This is a genomic window from Colwellia sp. 6_MG-2023, assembly GCF_030547765.1.
Classification (GTDB): domain Bacteria; phylum Pseudomonadota; class Gammaproteobacteria; order Enterobacterales; family Alteromonadaceae; genus Colwellia.
On sequence record NZ_JAUOPP010000009.1, the window covers coordinates 116,152 to 131,385 of the forward strand.

A 15,234-nucleotide genomic window follows, 5' to 3' on the forward strand; every position below is an offset into this window, starting at 1 on the left:
AATGTTAAAAAGGATCTTTCAATATTTTATCGATAATCCACTGATTTCTATCGTTTTGAATCAAAGATAGGCGTTTAACATCTTTGATATTATCTTCGCCTTGATAGCCAGATAAATAGACAGTTACGATCGCTTTATCTTTAAATATTTCTCTGATTTTCATGCCAGAATCATCAGGCTTTATTTCTGTAACCTTATCATATGGCATGTTAAATAAGTGCCTAGCAACTGACTGTGGTGTTTTATAGTGTAAGAGTAAACGTGCTAATTTAGGTGAGCAAACCGAAGCAGCTTTCTTAATATTTTTCTCATTGTATATTGCTTCAAAAAAAGCAATTGTGACAAGTTTTGGATCATCAAGGTCGTTAATTTTGTCTTCATCGCTACAAGCAGGAAGAAAAATGATAAACATGAATATTAAAGAAAGTGTCTTATACATAAAGTAAATTAACTAAGCCAACTAACGAGTATTAACATTAGCATAACGCAAACTTGATCCGTTGTTCAATAAAAAAGGCGCCGAAGCGCCTTTAAAGATAAAATGAGAAAAATTGTTATTTCATTTTATAGAATAAGCATAAAACTTACTGTACTAATTCTTTTTCTGAAAAAGTATCGCTAAATAAAGCACTAGATAAATAGCGCTCTGCAGAGCTAGGTAAAATAGCGACAATAACTTTACCTGAATTCTCTGGTTTTTCAGCAAGACGCTTGGCAGCCATTACCGCTGCGCCAGATGAAATACCGGCAAGAATACCTTCTTCTTTCATTAATCTATGTGCCATTGCCATCGATTCATCATTTGTTATTTGCTCAACACCATCAATTATATCTAAATCAAGGTTACCTGGAATAAAGCCTGCGCCAATACCTTGAATTTTATGAGGGCCAGGTGTTAGATCTTCACCAGCAATTTTCTGAGTAATAACCGGAGAATCGGTAGGCTCAACGGCGATACTTTGTATTGCTTTGCCTTCGGTTAGTTTAATATAACGGCTAGTACCAGTAATTGTTCCACCTGTACCTACACCTGCTACTAAAATGTCAATTGCACCTTTAGTATCACGCCAAATTTCAGGACCTGTCGTTTTTTCGTGAATTTTTGGGTTCGCAGGATTATCGAATTGACCTAATAAAACATATTTTTCAGGATTAGAGTCTTTAATTTCCTGGGCTTTAGCTATCGCGCCATTCATACCTTTAGCACCATCAGTTAATTCAACTTTTGCACCTAAAGCCGTTAGTAGTTTACGGCGCTCTAAACTCATTGTACTTGGCATAGTTAACGTAATACCGTAACCTCGAGCAGCAGCAACAAATGCAAGGGCTATACCTGTGTTACCACTTGTTGGTTCAACAATTTCTTTACCAGGAGCTAATAACCCTTTTTCTTCTGCATCCCAAACCATGCCAGCACCAATACGACATTTAACACTAAAACTAGGGTTTCTCGACTCTATTTTTGCATAAACAGTTGCTGTAGGGGTGCCATCGCTGTTTTTACTTGCGATTACACGGTTAAGTTTTACCAGTGGTGTATTACCAATGGAGGTTGAATTATCTTCAAATATATTAGACATAGCGGGATCCTCTGACTTCTTTCACATAAGTATATTTGCTAAGATTAGTCCTTTACAACAGAAAAAGAAGTGATATTTTGTTATAACTTATATGCTTTTATGGAATAGATATATACTTTTCTAGTATTATTCAAAAAGTGTAAAGTAAGCACACCACTATTATTATAAATTATTGGAAATTACATATGAACGCATTTCAGGGGACAACCAATTATATAGCATCAAAAGATCTTCAATTAGCTGTAAATGCTGCGATTGCTTTAGAAAAGCCACTGCTAATAAAAGGCGAGCCGGGTACCGGAAAAACGATGTTAGCAGAAGAGTTAGCAGCTAGTTTAAATGTAGAGCTTATTCCGTGGCACATAAAGTCGACAACTAAAGCACAACAAGGATTGTATGAGTATGATGCCGTATCTCGCTTAAGAGATAGCCAGTTAGGCAATGATAAAGTTGAAGATATTGGTAACTATATTATTAAAGGTAAATTGTGGCATGCTTTTACTGCAGACAAGCGTCCAGTATTACTGATTGATGAAATCGATAAAGCTGATATTGAATTTCCAAACGATTTATTATTAGAGCTTGATAAAATGGAGTTCTTTGTTTATGAAACTCAAGAAAAAATCGTGGCTAAGCAAAGACCTATTATTATTATTACGTCAAATAATGAAAAAGAGCTGCCAGATGCATTTTTACGTCGTTGTTTTTTTCATTACATCAATTTTCCTGAAAAATCTGAAATGCAAGCCATTGTTGATGTTCACTTTCCCAAGATAAAACAAAAGTTATTAGATGAAGCGCTTGCTTTATTTTTTGATTTACGTGAAATGCCAGGACTGAAGAAAAAACCGTCTACGTCTGAATTAATTGATTGGCTAAAATTATTATTGGCCGAAGATATTTCAGAAGAAGTTTTACATGAAACCAGACAAAAAAAAGTTATTCCGCCATTGCACGGTGCCTTATTAAAGAATGAACAAGATGTTCATTTATTTGAAAAACTTGCTTTTATGAACCAGCGCAACCGTTAATCGAAGGCTGAAATTCTTATGTTAATTGATTTCTTTTGTAAAGTACGCGACTACAAAGTGCCTTGTACATTACGTGAATTGTTAGATTTGCTTCGTGCGTTAGAACAAGGCGTTGTGTTTGCTAGTATTGATGATTTTTATAGTGTAAGTCGTACTATTCTTGTTAAAGATGAAGCGCATTTTGATAAATTTGACCGTGCTTTTGCTGATTATTTTAAAGGCGTGGCGTCATTAGAGTTAGATTTGTCTGAAATACCAGAAGAATGGCTTAGAAAGCAGTTTGAAAAACAATTAAGTGATGAAGAAAAAGCAAAAATAGCGGCTTTAGGTGGTTTAGATAAACTGATGGAAACGCTTGCTGAGCGGCTAAAAGAACAAGAAAAGCGTCATCAAGGTGGTAATAAATGGATAGGCACTGGTGGTACTTCTCCTTTTGGTGCTTATGGCTATAACCCTGAAGGTGTTCGTATTGGGCAAGATAGCTCGCGACATCGTAAGGCGACAAAAGTTTGGGATAAACGCCAATTTAAAAACCTTGATGCAAATGTTGAGATAGGCACACGAAATATTAAGGTCGCGTTACGTAAGTTACGTCAATTTGCTCGCACTGGTAGCAGCGAAGAACTTGCTCTTGATGATACTATTGCGGCGACAGCACGTAATGCTGGCTATTTAGATATTAAAATGAAACCTGAACGCCATAATGCCATTAAGGTTCTGATGTTCTTTGATATTGGTGGTTCAATGGATGATCACATTAAAGTGTGTGAGCAACTCTTTTCGGCAATACATGGCGAGTTTAAACATTTAGAGTTTTTCTATTTTCATAATTGCCTTTATGAAACGGTTTGGCGTGATAATAATCGTCGACAAAGTGAAAAAATAGATTTATTGCAAGTACTGCATACCTATAGTCGAGATTATAAAGTCATTTTTGTGGGAGATGCTACTATGGGGCCTTATGAAATTACGTATCCTGGCGGTAGTGTTGAACATTGGAATGAAGAAGCCGGTAGTGTGTGGATGAAAAGGTTAACAGATCACTTCAATAAAGTGATTTGGCTAAACCCTCAACCAGAGCCACAATGGCCTTATTATGCATCGATACAAATAATGCAGCAACTTGTTGAACGTAAAATGTATCCATTAACGCTGGCTGGCTTAGGGCAAGGTATCAAAGCATTAACTTAATTGTTTCAAAGTAATGGAATAAGGATCACCCTGTTGGAAAATAGCACTATACCTGTTGAACATATGTCTGTTGATAATGTTGCAGCGTTATCGGAAAAAGAAACTAAGCAATACTTAACGCCATTTGCTTTTAAGATGGATAACTCTTTATTTGGTTTACCTCTAGCGACACCAACAAAACGAGGGGGAGCTTTATTGATCGATTTACTTTTAGTGGCTTTATTAAGTGATATACCTGGCGTATTGTTAGCGCTTGCTATTGCAATCACACTTTACTATTTAGGCAATAAAAAAAGAGCACAAGATCAAAATAAAACAAAAGGGCGTAAACGTCGCGCTACTATGCGTTTTATTGCTGCCTCGATGGCGTTTATTATTTTGCTGAGTGTGTTACCCGCTTTATTTAAACTTGTTGGTATTGAAGAAGGTCAACATCAGGATAGTGTTGATAATAATTCGCTATCGTTAAGTCAGTCCTTATCGATTGGCGCAATTACATTGTCTACATTGCACAAAATAAATAATAGTCATTGCAAAAAAATTGAATGTTGGCAAGTTGAGTTAACAGCAGTAGCAGCTAATATTGCAAATGTAAGCGTTGAGAATGAGATAAATGTAGCGCCTACTGAACTCAGTGAAATATTTACCGATATTGTGCAAGAAATTGATTTACCGAAAAAAGATCAAGAACAATTAATTACAGCTATGCAGACGAGTTATGATAAAGAAATTTTTCAGCAACCAAGCGAATTGATTAAAAATTCAGAAAATAAAATAATAAAAGGCTCTTCAGTAATAGAGCAACCTAGCAAACCTATTAATAAAGCTCAGACAGACGTAGCCATTGTTTTAGCAGGAGATGAAAGTTTAATGAGTGGTGATACTCTTGAAGAGAAAGAAACGAATAGACAAGCTTATTCTCTCATTGCATGGCTTAAAGGAATAATAAATGATCTCGGGTTGGGTTTTGGTTGGGCTATGTTTTATTTCACCGTATCCATTGCTTTAGGAAAAGGTCAAACATTAGGTAAAAAACTATTAAAAATTAAAGTAATACAGTTAGATGGTACACCTTTGTCTTTATGGGATAGTTTTGGTCGATACGGTGGTTATGGAGCCGGTCTTGCTACGGGGTTATTAGGCTTTATTCAAATTTATTGGGATCCTAATAAACAAGCTATTCATGACAAAATTTCGGCAACAGTGGTAATTGATTTGAATAAAGCGCGTAAGCCAATATTAGATTAATTAAATTCATGGAGCCCAAGCATAACTGATTTTTGTAAAAAAAGTTCTATCAGTTCGGGTTAACTTAGTTAAATCTTGATCTTGATAGCTATTGTCGGAATAACCTAAGAAAAATACAGTTTGGGGGTTGAGCTTATAAGCATAAATTAGTTGAGTAGATAACGCTTTTATGTTCTCAGAGCCTGAGTATTCAATGTTATCATAAACTAAACTGAATTTAAGGTAACTCAGTACATCAAATTGATAAGATAAGCGTAGTTCAGAAATATTGGCGATATAAACATTAATATCATGATCATCTTCTTTGGCATCTAATTTACTGTAAGTTTGGTAAAAATCAAATTCTAAATGATCAGTAATAAAAACAGTTAAATTACCCGTGGCTTCTATTAAGTCACCTAAACGGTCGTTAGAATAATCAATTTTATCACCAACAATAATATTAAGTGATAAATAAGTACGATTATTTATATTGGCACTGGAATATAATTGCAGCTGATCTTCGTTAAACATGGAAGTATTACCATCAATATTGGCTATACTCTTATCATAACGAAGTCCAACTCTTTCACCATGAATGAAATCGACTTCTAAGATCGATTGTAAAGGGCCATCAATCGTAAAGCTTGCTGTTAACTCTCGCTCTATAAATTCATTATTTATATTATGAGCAATTTTCCACTCGCCTGCCAGACCAGCTTCTTGCCAGTAACTGTCTTGATCGGAATAAAAAGTCCTTTTTAACAATGCTGTATTTGTTTTTATATCTGTTTGGGGCATATAACCTAAATCAGCACGAAAGTCTGCGCCGATAGTTTGATGCTCTATGTCTAACAACCAATATTCAGAATGGTGATTAAAATTCATTTTAAAAGCTTGATCTTTTAAACGGGTATTATTTAGCTCAACGTATTTAGTGGGTTTATTTGAGAATATACTGTCAGAATATTCACTGTTAGAGCTTAATACTTGTGCTTTAATAGCATTTGATTCAGATAAACGATAACGTGCATCAATTCCTGCAACATAGTTATGATAGTTATCTGCAGAACGAAATGTTGCTATAGAGCCTACAGTTAAGTTTTCATTAAAATCATAACGATAACGTAAAGCACTAGCATTATTTTTCTTATCGAGAGTGACTAACCTAGAATTTAAATTGCCAGGCAGTAGTATATTCGTTTCAGTGTCGTTAGCGGTAAAGACACCATAACTGTGCTTATCTATACGCCCAGTGAGTTTAGCCCCAAAATCAGGATCAGCAATATTTCGCGTATATATTAAATCGAAATCACTACTAAAATAGTCGCTATTATCTAAGAAAAAAGCACGTTTTTCTTCATAATATAATGAAAAGTTAGTATTAACGCTAAGTTGTCCGCTATCACTTTCTACGGTAGAGAAATCAGGGTTTATCGTGGCATTTAATAAATTATTGCTATTAATTCCCCAGCGTAAATCAAGACCAGCTTCAATATCATCATTTGTAGTCCAACCATTCGCTGGGTCATCATTAGCTAAATAGACATCACGAAATTCATCTCTTGTTGCTGTAAGAGTTGGTGTGAACCTTAAATTTTTTCCGATGCGAGCATTTTTAAAGCCTTTTGCTTCTGGGTATTGACATAACCAACAAGGGTTATCTCTATTAAGCGGAACATGAGATATACGTAAACTTGTGTCTCTTGGGTAGGTTCTTACTAATTCAATCGCCCATTTTTTTTCTAGACCATCATTTTTAAAATTTAAAATATTATAGGGAATCGCTATTTCTACTTGATAACCTTGACTCGTTATTTTGCCAAAGGAATACCAAAGTCCATCCCAGGAAGTATTTCCTTCACCAGTAATTTCATTGAAGGTAGCATCATTTTGTACGCCATAAGGGTTGACAAAGAATTCGTAATTTAAGCGGCGATTATTGTGGGTATCAAGTTTAATACCGACTAAATCATGAAACCAAGCATTATCACGATCGGTTAAGAATGCCTGAATTTTTTCAGGATTAGGATCTATTGCGAGAAATGATATATAAAGAAATTCACCATTTTCTACCAGTTTAGCGGTCGTTTTTACTGGGCTAGGCAGATTATTCCATGGACTATTTACCAAGTTTAATTCTACAGTAAGGGCATGTAACCACAAATTATCATTGAGTTTGCCATCAATATTAATTTTACCTTCGTAATAGGGGATATCTAAAGGTTGAATTGTTGTTTCACTTTCTTTTTTTGTGTTAAATGCTTGTACTGCTGACATTGGTAATATCAGCAAGCAAGCAACAAAAAGCACAAATAAGTTATTATAACTTAGCTTTTGCATACATCATCCGTAAATTTATTATTATTATTATTATGAATTTAAAATATTATATTTATTCTAAATATATCCCTATCGCTATTAATTAATTTTCATATTCTATAGCAAGTTAAGTTTAACTGTATAAATTTTGAGGTAAATTGTTACAAATTTTATTCGTTAACACAATGTTTACTTTATTTTGAGTATTTACGATCGTTTTTTATTAGCGAAATTAATTGTTATATCTTTATTTTCTTCGAAAAAAGGTAATTATCATCGATATTGTGTTGCAGTATTTAGCTAAAAAGTTACTATTGCTAAAGTTAGTTCATTTTTATTTTATGAGTTTTAAATGCCCTTATCGATAATTGATGTTTTTGCCTTGTTTGTCTTTATCCTCTCTTGGTCTGGCTACAGTTGGTTTGCTCGTAAAAAAGCAAAAAGTACGGATTGTTTAGCGCGTAGCTTACATCAGCATAGAATTCACTGGATGCACGAAGCTATTACTAAAGAAATGAGAGTTGGTGAAGCTTCATTATTGTCAAATTTAGAGCGAAATATAACGTTTTTTGCTTCGAGCACTCTATTAATTTTAGCGGGTTTATTAACCCTTTTTGCAAAAATTGAAACCTTAGACATGGTTATTTCATCCATGCCTTATGCCGATCATACTAGCCATTTAATGATACAATTAAAGTTAAGTTTGCTTGCTTTTATTTTTGTTCTATCATTTTTCCAATTTACTTGGTCGATGCGTCAATATGGTTTTGTTAATGTGATGATGGGTGCAGCTCCTATTGATGTTTCAGGTCAAAATGAAAACCTAAAATCTTATGCAAAACAAATGGCCACAGTACAAGACCAAGCTGCTCACGCCTATAATTATGGGCTTCGTTCATATTATTTTGCACTTGCTGCAATGTGTTGGTTTTTTCATCCTGTTTTACTTATTTTGATGAGTATATGGGTTGTTTATACTTTATATACACGTGAATTTAATTCAAAAGCGGTAAAAGCAATTACCGCGGCACAAAGACTATTAAAAGTTGAACGTGATAACAAAATGCAAAATAAGGGTAAGGGGTGAATAAAAGTTTTTCTAAAAAATATCAGCATTATTCGGTAGGTGATTTTGACAGCTATGATTGCTTAAAATTATCAAAAAAATTTTATTTAGTGCTAATATTTTTGTTACGAGGTTATCTCGTTTGGTTGATGTCAGTGACTAATATGCGTGATAGAGTGAGTATCATCTCTTGGATATACCCTGAAAAGTCACTATTCTATTTTAGTTTGTTTTCAGGTGCTATCGGTTTATTTGTTTTATTGATCATTAGTTTACGCAGGCCAGAAGCCGGTTCTTGGGTGCAAACAAGCTGGCGACATTGCAGAAAAATTTTAAGCGTTGCGTTATTGTTTGATTTACTTACCCATGTTATTGCTTATTTTTATTGGCAATTATTTTCTTTAGAGTGGCTTATACTTCAAACGGTAATAACGTTAGCGTTAATATTACTTTGTTATACTAGTGACAGATTTAATATTAATCTATCAGAATTTCCACAAAAAATACCTGAAAAATAACTTCATCAAAAAATTAGAGATATGTATAGTGAATTTAAGCAATAACCCTACTAATAAAGATACAAGAGCCGACGCTAAGACAGAAGAGCGGTTGATTATTCTTGATACGGAAACGACGGGTATCAACCCAAGAGAAGGGCATAGAATTGTTGAAATTGGCTGTGTAGAAATGATCAATCGACAGTTAACTGGCCGAACATTTCATGCCTATATAAAACCGATGGATTCGCGCGGAGAAGTCTTCGTGATGGAGCAAGAGGTAATTAATGTCCATGGTTTAACAAATGAATTTTTAAATGATAAACCTATTTTTTCTCAAGTTGTGGATGAGTTCATAGATTTTATTCGCGGTGCAAACTTGGTTATTCATAATGCTAAGTTTGATGTTGGCTTTATGGATCATGAATTTTCTTTATTGAATTTTGCCGAACGTTCTCGTAATAAAGTACCTATGACAGAAGATATTTGTACTATTACCGATACTTTGAAAACGTCGAAAGACGAGTTTGGATCACCTAAAACCTTAGATTATTTAGCCCGTTTTTATAAAGTTGATAAGCTTATTGATCGTACTTATCACGGGGCTTTAATTGATGCTCAATTGCTTGCTTTTGTGTATATTGAAATGACGCGAAAGCAATCAGCATTTAACCTTTCTGTTGGTGATAATAGTGGTGGCGATGCCAAAGAAATTAGACGACTTAGTAAAGATAGAAAAAAATTAAAGGTTATTGCTGCTACGGTCGATGAAAAAGAAGCACATAAAGAAAGGTTAGCCGTTGTTAAGCAAAAAGGGGGAGAGCCACTTTGGAAATTACCAAGCTATTAGTATTTTGTTTGCTGTTACTAACGAATGTTAATTATGCCGTTGCGCAAAATGCAGAAAAAACAGACGTAAAGGCTATAGAAAAAGATAGTTATCTAACTGATAGTGAAGAAAAAAATCTAACAAAACGAGAAATAGATTTCTATCAAAGCGATAATATCACTAATGAAATACCTTACTTCGATAATCGCTTTCATATTGATGCTGAGCTTGATGAAATAACTCTCATATTTTTTAGAGTGAAGGGTAGTAGGTCTATAATTCTAGTACAACCGGACGGTAAAAAGATACGGTCTAGTGTTCATGATCCTGATACGGTGAAATGGTACGACGATAAGACTTTTGACATGGTAAAAATTAATAAACCTATGCCTGGTCCTTGGCAAGCAATTGGTAATATTTTACCTGAGAGTAAGATATTAATTGTGTCAGAAGTTAAAATTGAAATAGAACCTTTTCCCAATGTTTTATTGTCAGGGGAAACGATAAAAGTTGTTGGTAAGCTTTACAATGGCAATCGAAATATTGAGGTTTCAGAGTTTAAAGAGGTTGTTGAGTTAGATGTAAACTTTTTTAGTACCAATAATTCAGATTATGCAAACTTTGGTGCCGATGCGCTTAAAGTTAGCTCGTTTAGCGATGATGGTCGTGGTCTAGATGAGTATGCGGGAGATAATATTTATACGGGGGAATTCATGTTGAATTTTGCTCCTGGTGAATGGCAACCTGTTTTCGTTATAAAGCTGCCATTAATGACAAGAGAGCTTCGTTATGAGCCTGTTATTTTACATGAAGCACCAGTTGAATTATCGGTAGTGCCTGCAGAAGATGATACCATGGCACATAAGTTAGTTTTGACTATTGACCCTACTTATGTCGATCCAAGTAGTTTAATTTTTCAAGGAAAGATAACATCACCTGATAGACATACAAGACCCTTTTCTATTACGGATAATGAAAATATAGAAAGCCCGACCGTTCGAACTAAAGATTTCCCTTACACTGAACCTGGTATTCATCGTGTGACTGTGAGTGCTTTTGGCCGCACAATAACAGGACGTGAGTTTCGTCTAGCTGTACCTGATTTTTCTTTTAATATTAAAGAATTTCCTAAGGAAATTACGCAAATACCAGAGGAGAATACAGTGGATGAACAGCAAATTGAACTTGCCGATAAATTAGCGCAGCAACAAAAACTAGATGAAGAAAATAGTATGAAAACCATTGTTACTGTTATAGTTGCTAATCTTGTTATTATTTTGTTCGCTATTGCCTTATTTTTCTTTGTACGTAAAAGAAAAGTTAACAGTTAAATTGGTTCGTTTTCTAAACAAAGTAATCTCGCTGATAAATCAATTTACCTTTTATCTCTTAGTAGAAAAACAACTGTTATAAATCAATGAAGGGCTGCTGTTAAGCCTTCTCAAATACTTTCAAGCATCAATATATTCATTTGATACTTATTCATCCTAAAAATTAATCATGTACAAAGCTTTCTTTTTATAAAAGGGACGTGCTTTTTTTAGGAAATAAAGCGCTTTCTTAAATAAACCTACGAATAGAATTTAAGCACTATTTTGGATCAAGCTTAACTGATATTTACCCTTTATGGTGCATTATTACTAAAGTTGAGAATATTTTTTCTTGCTATGTTGCTGTAATTACTGGGTATTTCTAATTGGCATTATATTTGCTCTTTTCTAGTTACTCGTATGAGGGATATTGGTAAGTCACTTATCAATATCACAATTTGGTAATAGACATCTAGGGTTCCGGCTTTTTAGCGACTGGACCGAGAGTTGTCGACCTTTATTTGAAGGTTACACGGAGGGATAAAAGCCCGGGAGAAGATTAGAGCAATGTCTCTCATACTTTCTATGTGTAACTAAAGGATAAAGATATGAATATTATTAAACATTTACGTAGCTCAGTTTCTAAATTCCTCACACTTAGCGCTCTTTGCAGCGTTGTTTTGTTTAACTCAGTAGCCAGTGCAGCAGATGAAAAACCTACTTTCCGTTTAGCTTGGACTATTTATGTCGGCTGGATGCCTTGGGATTATGGTAATGCGTCAGGCATTGTAAAAAAATGGGCTGACAAATATGACATCAACATTGAAGTTGTTCAGGTTAATGATTATGTCGAATCTATTAACCAATATACGGCTGGTGGTTTTGATGCAACCGTAATGACTAATATGGATGCATTAACTATTCCTGCAGCCAGTGGTGTTGATTCTACAGCGGTAATTATTGGTGATTTCTCTAACGGTAATGATGGTGTTGTGCTTAAAGGTAAAAAAACACTAGCTGATATTAAAGGACAAAATATTAACTTAGTTGAACTAAGTGTTTCTCATTATTTATTAGCTCGTGCACTAGAAACTATCTCGCTAACTGAACGTGATGTACGTGTTGTAAATACCTCGGATGCTGACCTTGTTGCCGCATTTACTACTGATGATGTAACGGCAGTCACTACCTGGAACCCATTATTAAGTGAAATAACCGCAATGCCAAATACCAGTAAAGTATTTGACTCTTCAATGATCCCTGGTGAAATCATCGACTTGTTAGTTGTTAATACACAAACACTTAATGATAATCCTAAATTAGGTAAAGCCTTAACAGGTGCTTGGTATGAAATTATGGCCACTATGCAAGGTAGCGATCAAAAAGCGATTGATGCACGTACCATGATGGCAGAAGCTTCAGGCACTGATTTAGCAGGATACGATGCACAATTAGCTTCAACAAAAATGTTCTTCAATGCTAAAGATGCCGTAATGTTTAACAACAGCGCTGACCTTAAAAATACCATGGGTAAAGTAGCAGAATTTTCATTTAAACATGGCTTATTAGGTGAGGGTGCAAGTGATGCTACATTCATTGGTATTGAAACACCAAGTGGTGTTTATGGTAACAAACAAAATATCAAACTTCGTTTTACTCCTTCATTTATGCAAATGGCTATCGACAATAAACTATAAGGCTGATTGTTATGCGTTTAATGAATAGCAAACCCAGTCGTTCAGTACGACTGATTTTAAACTTATTACCTTTTGTTCTCTTGTTAATTATTTATACGGTTGCATCTGATGCACGCTTATTAGAAAACCCAAGTGACAAATTATTACCTTCATGGTCAAGTTTTGCTGATGCGGTACAGCGTATGGCATTTGAACCAAGTAAACGTACTGGCGAATATTTGTTATGGGCTGATACCGGGGCAAGTTTAGAACGCTTATTTTTTGGGGTTGGTATTAGTGCACTTATTGGTTTAGTTCTTGGGGTTATTAATGGCATGTTGCCGCTGTTCAGAGCAACACTTTCTCCTTTGGTTACCGCTATTTCGTTAATTCCACCAATGGCGATATTACCGATATTGTTTATCGTCTTTGGTTTGGGTGAATTATCTAAAGTAATGCTAATTATCATTGGTATTTGTCCTATTTTAATTCGTGATTTACAACTACGTACACAGTCATTACCTGCAGAGCAGTTACTTAAGGCACAAACCTTAGGTGCTAATACATGGCAAATAATGATTAGAGTAGTGTTACCACAAGTATTACCACCATTATTGAGCGCAGTCCGTTTAACCTTAGGTAGTGCATGGTTGTTCTTGATTGCGGGTGAAGCCATTGCCGCAACAGAAGGTTTAGGGTATCGGATCTTTTTAATTCGTCGTTATTTAGCCATGGACGTAATCTTACCTTACGTACTTTGGATTGCGGTATTAGCTTTTTTAATGGATACCATTTTACGACTTATTTCAAAGCGGGCTTTTCCTTGGTACCACGGTAAAGGAGGAGAAGAATAATGACAGATCCATTCATTAAAAATACGGTTGAGCCTATTATTGAAATTAAACAAGTTTGGAAAGAATACGGTGATCATATCGTGCTTGAAAAACTTAACTTAAACGTACAAGCCGGCGAATTTATTAGCATTGTTGGTGCCTCAGGTTGTGGTAAAACAACGTTATTAAATATGTTATTAGGTACTGAAGCTCACAGTAGAGGGGACGTTTTACTTGATGGCGAACCTATGCCTAAAGAGCCTAACGCAACTCGCGGTATTGTTTTTCAAAAGTATTCAGCTTTTCCGCACCTTAATGCTTTAGAAAATGTCATGTTAGGTGCCGAATTTGCCAAAGCTCCATTTTTCGGAAAAGTGCTTGGTAAACAACGTAAAGAAATTAAAGAAAAAGCGTTAGAGATGTTAACTGCCGTTGGCTTAGGCCATGCGGCTGCTAAATACCCAAGTGAGTTATCTGGTGGTATGCAACAGCGTTTAGCTATTGCTCAAGCTCTGATTAAAGAGCCTCGTATTTTATTACTGGATGAGCCTTTTGGTGCACTGGATCCAGGCATTCGTAAAGACATGCATAAACTGGTACGAGAGTTATGGCAAAAGCGTGGTTTAACCATTTTTATGATTACTCACGATTTGTCGGAAGGTTTTAGCCTTGGATCGCGTGTTTGGGTATTAGATAAGCCGCGAATCGATCCACAACAGCCAGAGCGTTACGGCGCACAAGTTGTTTACGATATTGCGCTTAATTCAGCGCAGGCTATTCCATCAACAATACAGACGTTAATAGAAAAAGAAGCAACAGCTAAAGATGCTGTTCGGGAGAACACTCATGAGTAAAGATATTTCGTTACAAAAACCACTACAAGAGCCACCACAAGGCGTGATTTATCAAGACACTATTCCAGGTGCAAGCCATTGGTCTATGGTTATTCCTGCAGGCAAAGTATTAGCTGTTACCGATATAGAAGGCGGTGCTAATGTTTCTATGTTGTTTTATAACCCACATAACTTATTAGAGCGTTACAACGCCCCTGATACATTAAAGTGCCAACATACGTTTAAGCTAACTCATGGCCATTGCTTGTATTCAGATATGGGTCGTATTTTCTGTTCAATTGTGCGTGATGACACCAACTGGATTGACAGTGTTGGTGGTGTTGCTAATAAACAAAAAGTGGCAGAAAAATGGGGTGAAAGAAATTACCAAAGCGACCGTAATGCTTGGTTGCAAAACGGGCACGACAGTTTATTAGTTGAAGTGGCTAAATATGGTTTAGGCAAACGTGACTTAGCGGCTAACATCAATATTTTCAGCCAAGTTAAAACCAATGACGATGGCTATTTAAGCTTTGTTCCAAATCACAGTAAAGCCGGCGATACCGTAGAATTACGTTTTGAAATGGAAACGCTAGTGGTATTCACTACATGCCCTCATCCAATGAACCCCGCAAGCGAATATCCTAATCGTTCTGTGAGCATTGCTTTAAGCGAAGCTCCTGCAATGACAGATGATGATAAATGTTTAAATTCTAGCGATGAAAATGGTCGCGGTTTTGAAAATAACCGTCGTTATAACTTTCAACAAAATCTAATGCATAGTTGCCAACACCCGCATCACTCACATGCTAATCACACTGAAACACAAGGAGCATAAT

At 35.5% G+C, this 15,234-nt stretch carries 14 protein-coding genes and 1 riboswitch; of the genes, 11 read left to right on the forward strand and 3 right to left on the reverse strand.

What is annotated here, in order from left to right:
* Nucleotides 1-4: 4 nt before the first annotated feature.
* On the reverse strand, nt 5-439 hold the full coding sequence (locus Q4503_RS07895; RefSeq protein WP_215972601.1) for a hypothetical protein: 435 nt from the start codon (nt 437-439) through the stop codon (nt 5-7).
* Between the two features lie 145 nt (nt 440-584).
* Nucleotides 585-1,580, reverse strand: a complete 996-nt coding sequence (gene cysK / locus Q4503_RS07900) for a cysteine synthase A (RefSeq protein WP_215972600.1) — start codon at nt 1,578-1,580, stop codon at nt 585-587.
* A gap of 185 nt (nt 1,581-1,765) precedes the next feature.
* Here cysK and Q4503_RS07905 point away from each other — a divergent pair, with 185 nt between their 5' ends.
* From Q4503_RS07905 to Q4503_RS07915, 3 genes are read left to right on the forward strand one after another with little or no spacing between them, the layout of a single operon-like run.
* Nucleotides 1,766-2,611, forward strand: coding sequence for a MoxR family ATPase (locus tag Q4503_RS07905; protein WP_215972599.1), 846 nt, complete (start codon nt 1,766-1,768; stop codon nt 2,609-2,611).
* An 18-nt stretch (nt 2,612-2,629) separates the two neighbouring features.
* Nucleotides 2,630-3,802: a VWA domain-containing protein gene (locus tag Q4503_RS07910; RefSeq protein WP_215972598.1), complete on the forward strand. Its 1,173-nt coding sequence runs from the start codon at nt 2,630-2,632 to the stop codon at nt 3,800-3,802.
* Between the two features lie 33 nt (nt 3,803-3,835).
* The gene (locus Q4503_RS07915) at nt 3,836-5,050 is read left to right on the forward strand and encodes an RDD family protein (protein WP_303601918.1); all 1,215 of its coding nucleotides are present in this window, start codon (nt 3,836-3,838) and stop codon (nt 5,048-5,050) included.
* Nucleotides 5,051-5,056: 6 nt separating this feature from the next.
* Here Q4503_RS07915 and Q4503_RS07920 read toward each other — a convergent pair whose 3' ends face one another.
* Nucleotides 5,057-7,372 (reverse strand): carbohydrate binding family 9 domain-containing protein, encoded by a 2,316-nt coding sequence (locus tag Q4503_RS07920; protein WP_303601919.1) that lies wholly within the window; start codon nt 7,370-7,372, stop codon nt 5,057-5,059.
* Nucleotides 7,373-7,703: 331 nt separating this feature from the next.
* Here Q4503_RS07920 and Q4503_RS07925 point away from each other — a divergent pair, with 331 nt between their 5' ends.
* From Q4503_RS07925 to Q4503_RS07960, 8 genes are all read left to right on the forward strand, one after another.
* Nucleotides 7,704-8,438: a DUF599 domain-containing protein gene (locus tag Q4503_RS07925; protein WP_215972596.1), complete on the forward strand. Its 735-nt coding sequence runs from the start codon at nt 7,704-7,706 to the stop codon at nt 8,436-8,438.
* On the forward strand, nt 8,435-8,935 hold the full coding sequence (locus Q4503_RS07930; RefSeq protein WP_215972595.1) for a DUF2919 family protein: 501 nt from the start codon (nt 8,435-8,437) through the stop codon (nt 8,933-8,935). Before Q4503_RS07925 ends, Q4503_RS07930 begins: the two co-directional genes overlap by 4 nt.
* Nucleotides 8,936-8,963: 28 nt before the next feature.
* On the forward strand, nt 8,964-9,764 hold the full coding sequence (dnaQ, locus tag Q4503_RS07935) for a DNA polymerase III subunit epsilon (RefSeq protein ID WP_215972594.1): 801 nt from the start codon (nt 8,964-8,966) through the stop codon (nt 9,762-9,764).
* Nucleotides 9,743-11,074 (forward strand): TIGR03503 family protein, encoded by a 1,332-nt coding sequence (locus Q4503_RS07940; RefSeq protein WP_303601920.1) that lies wholly within the window; start codon nt 9,743-9,745, stop codon nt 11,072-11,074. Before dnaQ ends, Q4503_RS07940 begins: the two co-directional genes overlap by 22 nt.
* A gap of 440 nt (nt 11,075-11,514) precedes the next feature.
* A riboswitch (guanidine-I (ykkC/yxkD leader) is annotated at nt 11,515-11,610 on the forward strand.
* A gap of 51 nt (nt 11,611-11,661) precedes the next feature.
* On the forward strand, nt 11,662-12,750 hold the full coding sequence (locus Q4503_RS07945; RefSeq protein ID WP_303601921.1) for a putative urea ABC transporter substrate-binding protein: 1,089 nt from the start codon (nt 11,662-11,664) through the stop codon (nt 12,748-12,750).
* Nucleotides 12,751-12,770: 20 nt separating this feature from the next.
* The gene (locus Q4503_RS07950; protein ID WP_252727433.1) at nt 12,771-13,583 is read left to right on the forward strand and encodes an ABC transporter permease; all 813 of its coding nucleotides are present in this window, start codon (nt 12,771-12,773) and stop codon (nt 13,581-13,583) included.
* Nucleotides 13,583-14,416, forward strand: coding sequence for an ABC transporter ATP-binding protein (locus tag Q4503_RS07955; RefSeq protein ID WP_215972590.1), 834 nt, complete (start codon nt 13,583-13,585; stop codon nt 14,414-14,416). Before Q4503_RS07950 ends, Q4503_RS07955 begins: the two co-directional genes overlap by 1 nt.
* On the forward strand, nt 14,409-15,233 hold the full coding sequence (locus tag Q4503_RS07960; protein WP_303601922.1) for an urea amidolyase associated protein UAAP1: 825 nt from the start codon (nt 14,409-14,411) through the stop codon (nt 15,231-15,233). The genes Q4503_RS07955 and Q4503_RS07960 overlap by 8 nt, the downstream gene beginning before the upstream one ends.
* The last annotated feature ends 1 nt before the right edge of the window (nt 15,234 follow it).

Bases quoted from the DNA above. Each gene is read 5' to 3' on its own strand.
- Q4503_RS07960 (WP_303601922.1), top strand. From the start codon at position 14,409: ATGAGTAAAGATATTTCGTTACAAAAACCACTACAAGAGCCACCACAA.
- Q4503_RS07950 (WP_252727433.1), top strand. From the start codon at position 12,771: ATGAATAGCAAACCCAGTCGTTCAGTACGACTGATTTTAAACTTATTA.
- Q4503_RS07945 (WP_303601921.1), top strand. From the start codon at position 11,662: ATGAATATTATTAAACATTTACGTAGCTCAGTTTCTAAATTCCTCACA.
- Q4503_RS07895 (WP_215972601.1), bottom strand. From the start codon at position 439: ATGTATAAGACACTTTCTTTAATATTCATGTTTATCATTTTTCTTCCT.
- Q4503_RS07920 (WP_303601919.1), bottom strand. From the start codon at position 7,372: ATGCAAAAGCTAAGTTATAATAACTTATTTGTGCTTTTTGTTGCTTGC.
- cysK (WP_215972600.1), bottom strand. From the start codon at position 1,580: ATGTCTAATATATTTGAAGATAATTCAACCTCCATTGGTAATACACCA.
- Q4503_RS07910 (WP_215972598.1), top strand. From the start codon at position 2,630: ATGTTAATTGATTTCTTTTGTAAAGTACGCGACTACAAAGTGCCTTGT.
- Q4503_RS07925 (WP_215972596.1), top strand. From the start codon at position 7,704: ATGCCCTTATCGATAATTGATGTTTTTGCCTTGTTTGTCTTTATCCTC.
- Q4503_RS07955 (WP_215972590.1), top strand. From the start codon at position 13,583: ATGACAGATCCATTCATTAAAAATACGGTTGAGCCTATTATTGAAATT.
- Q4503_RS07905 (WP_215972599.1), top strand. From the start codon at position 1,766: ATGAACGCATTTCAGGGGACAACCAATTATATAGCATCAAAAGATCTT.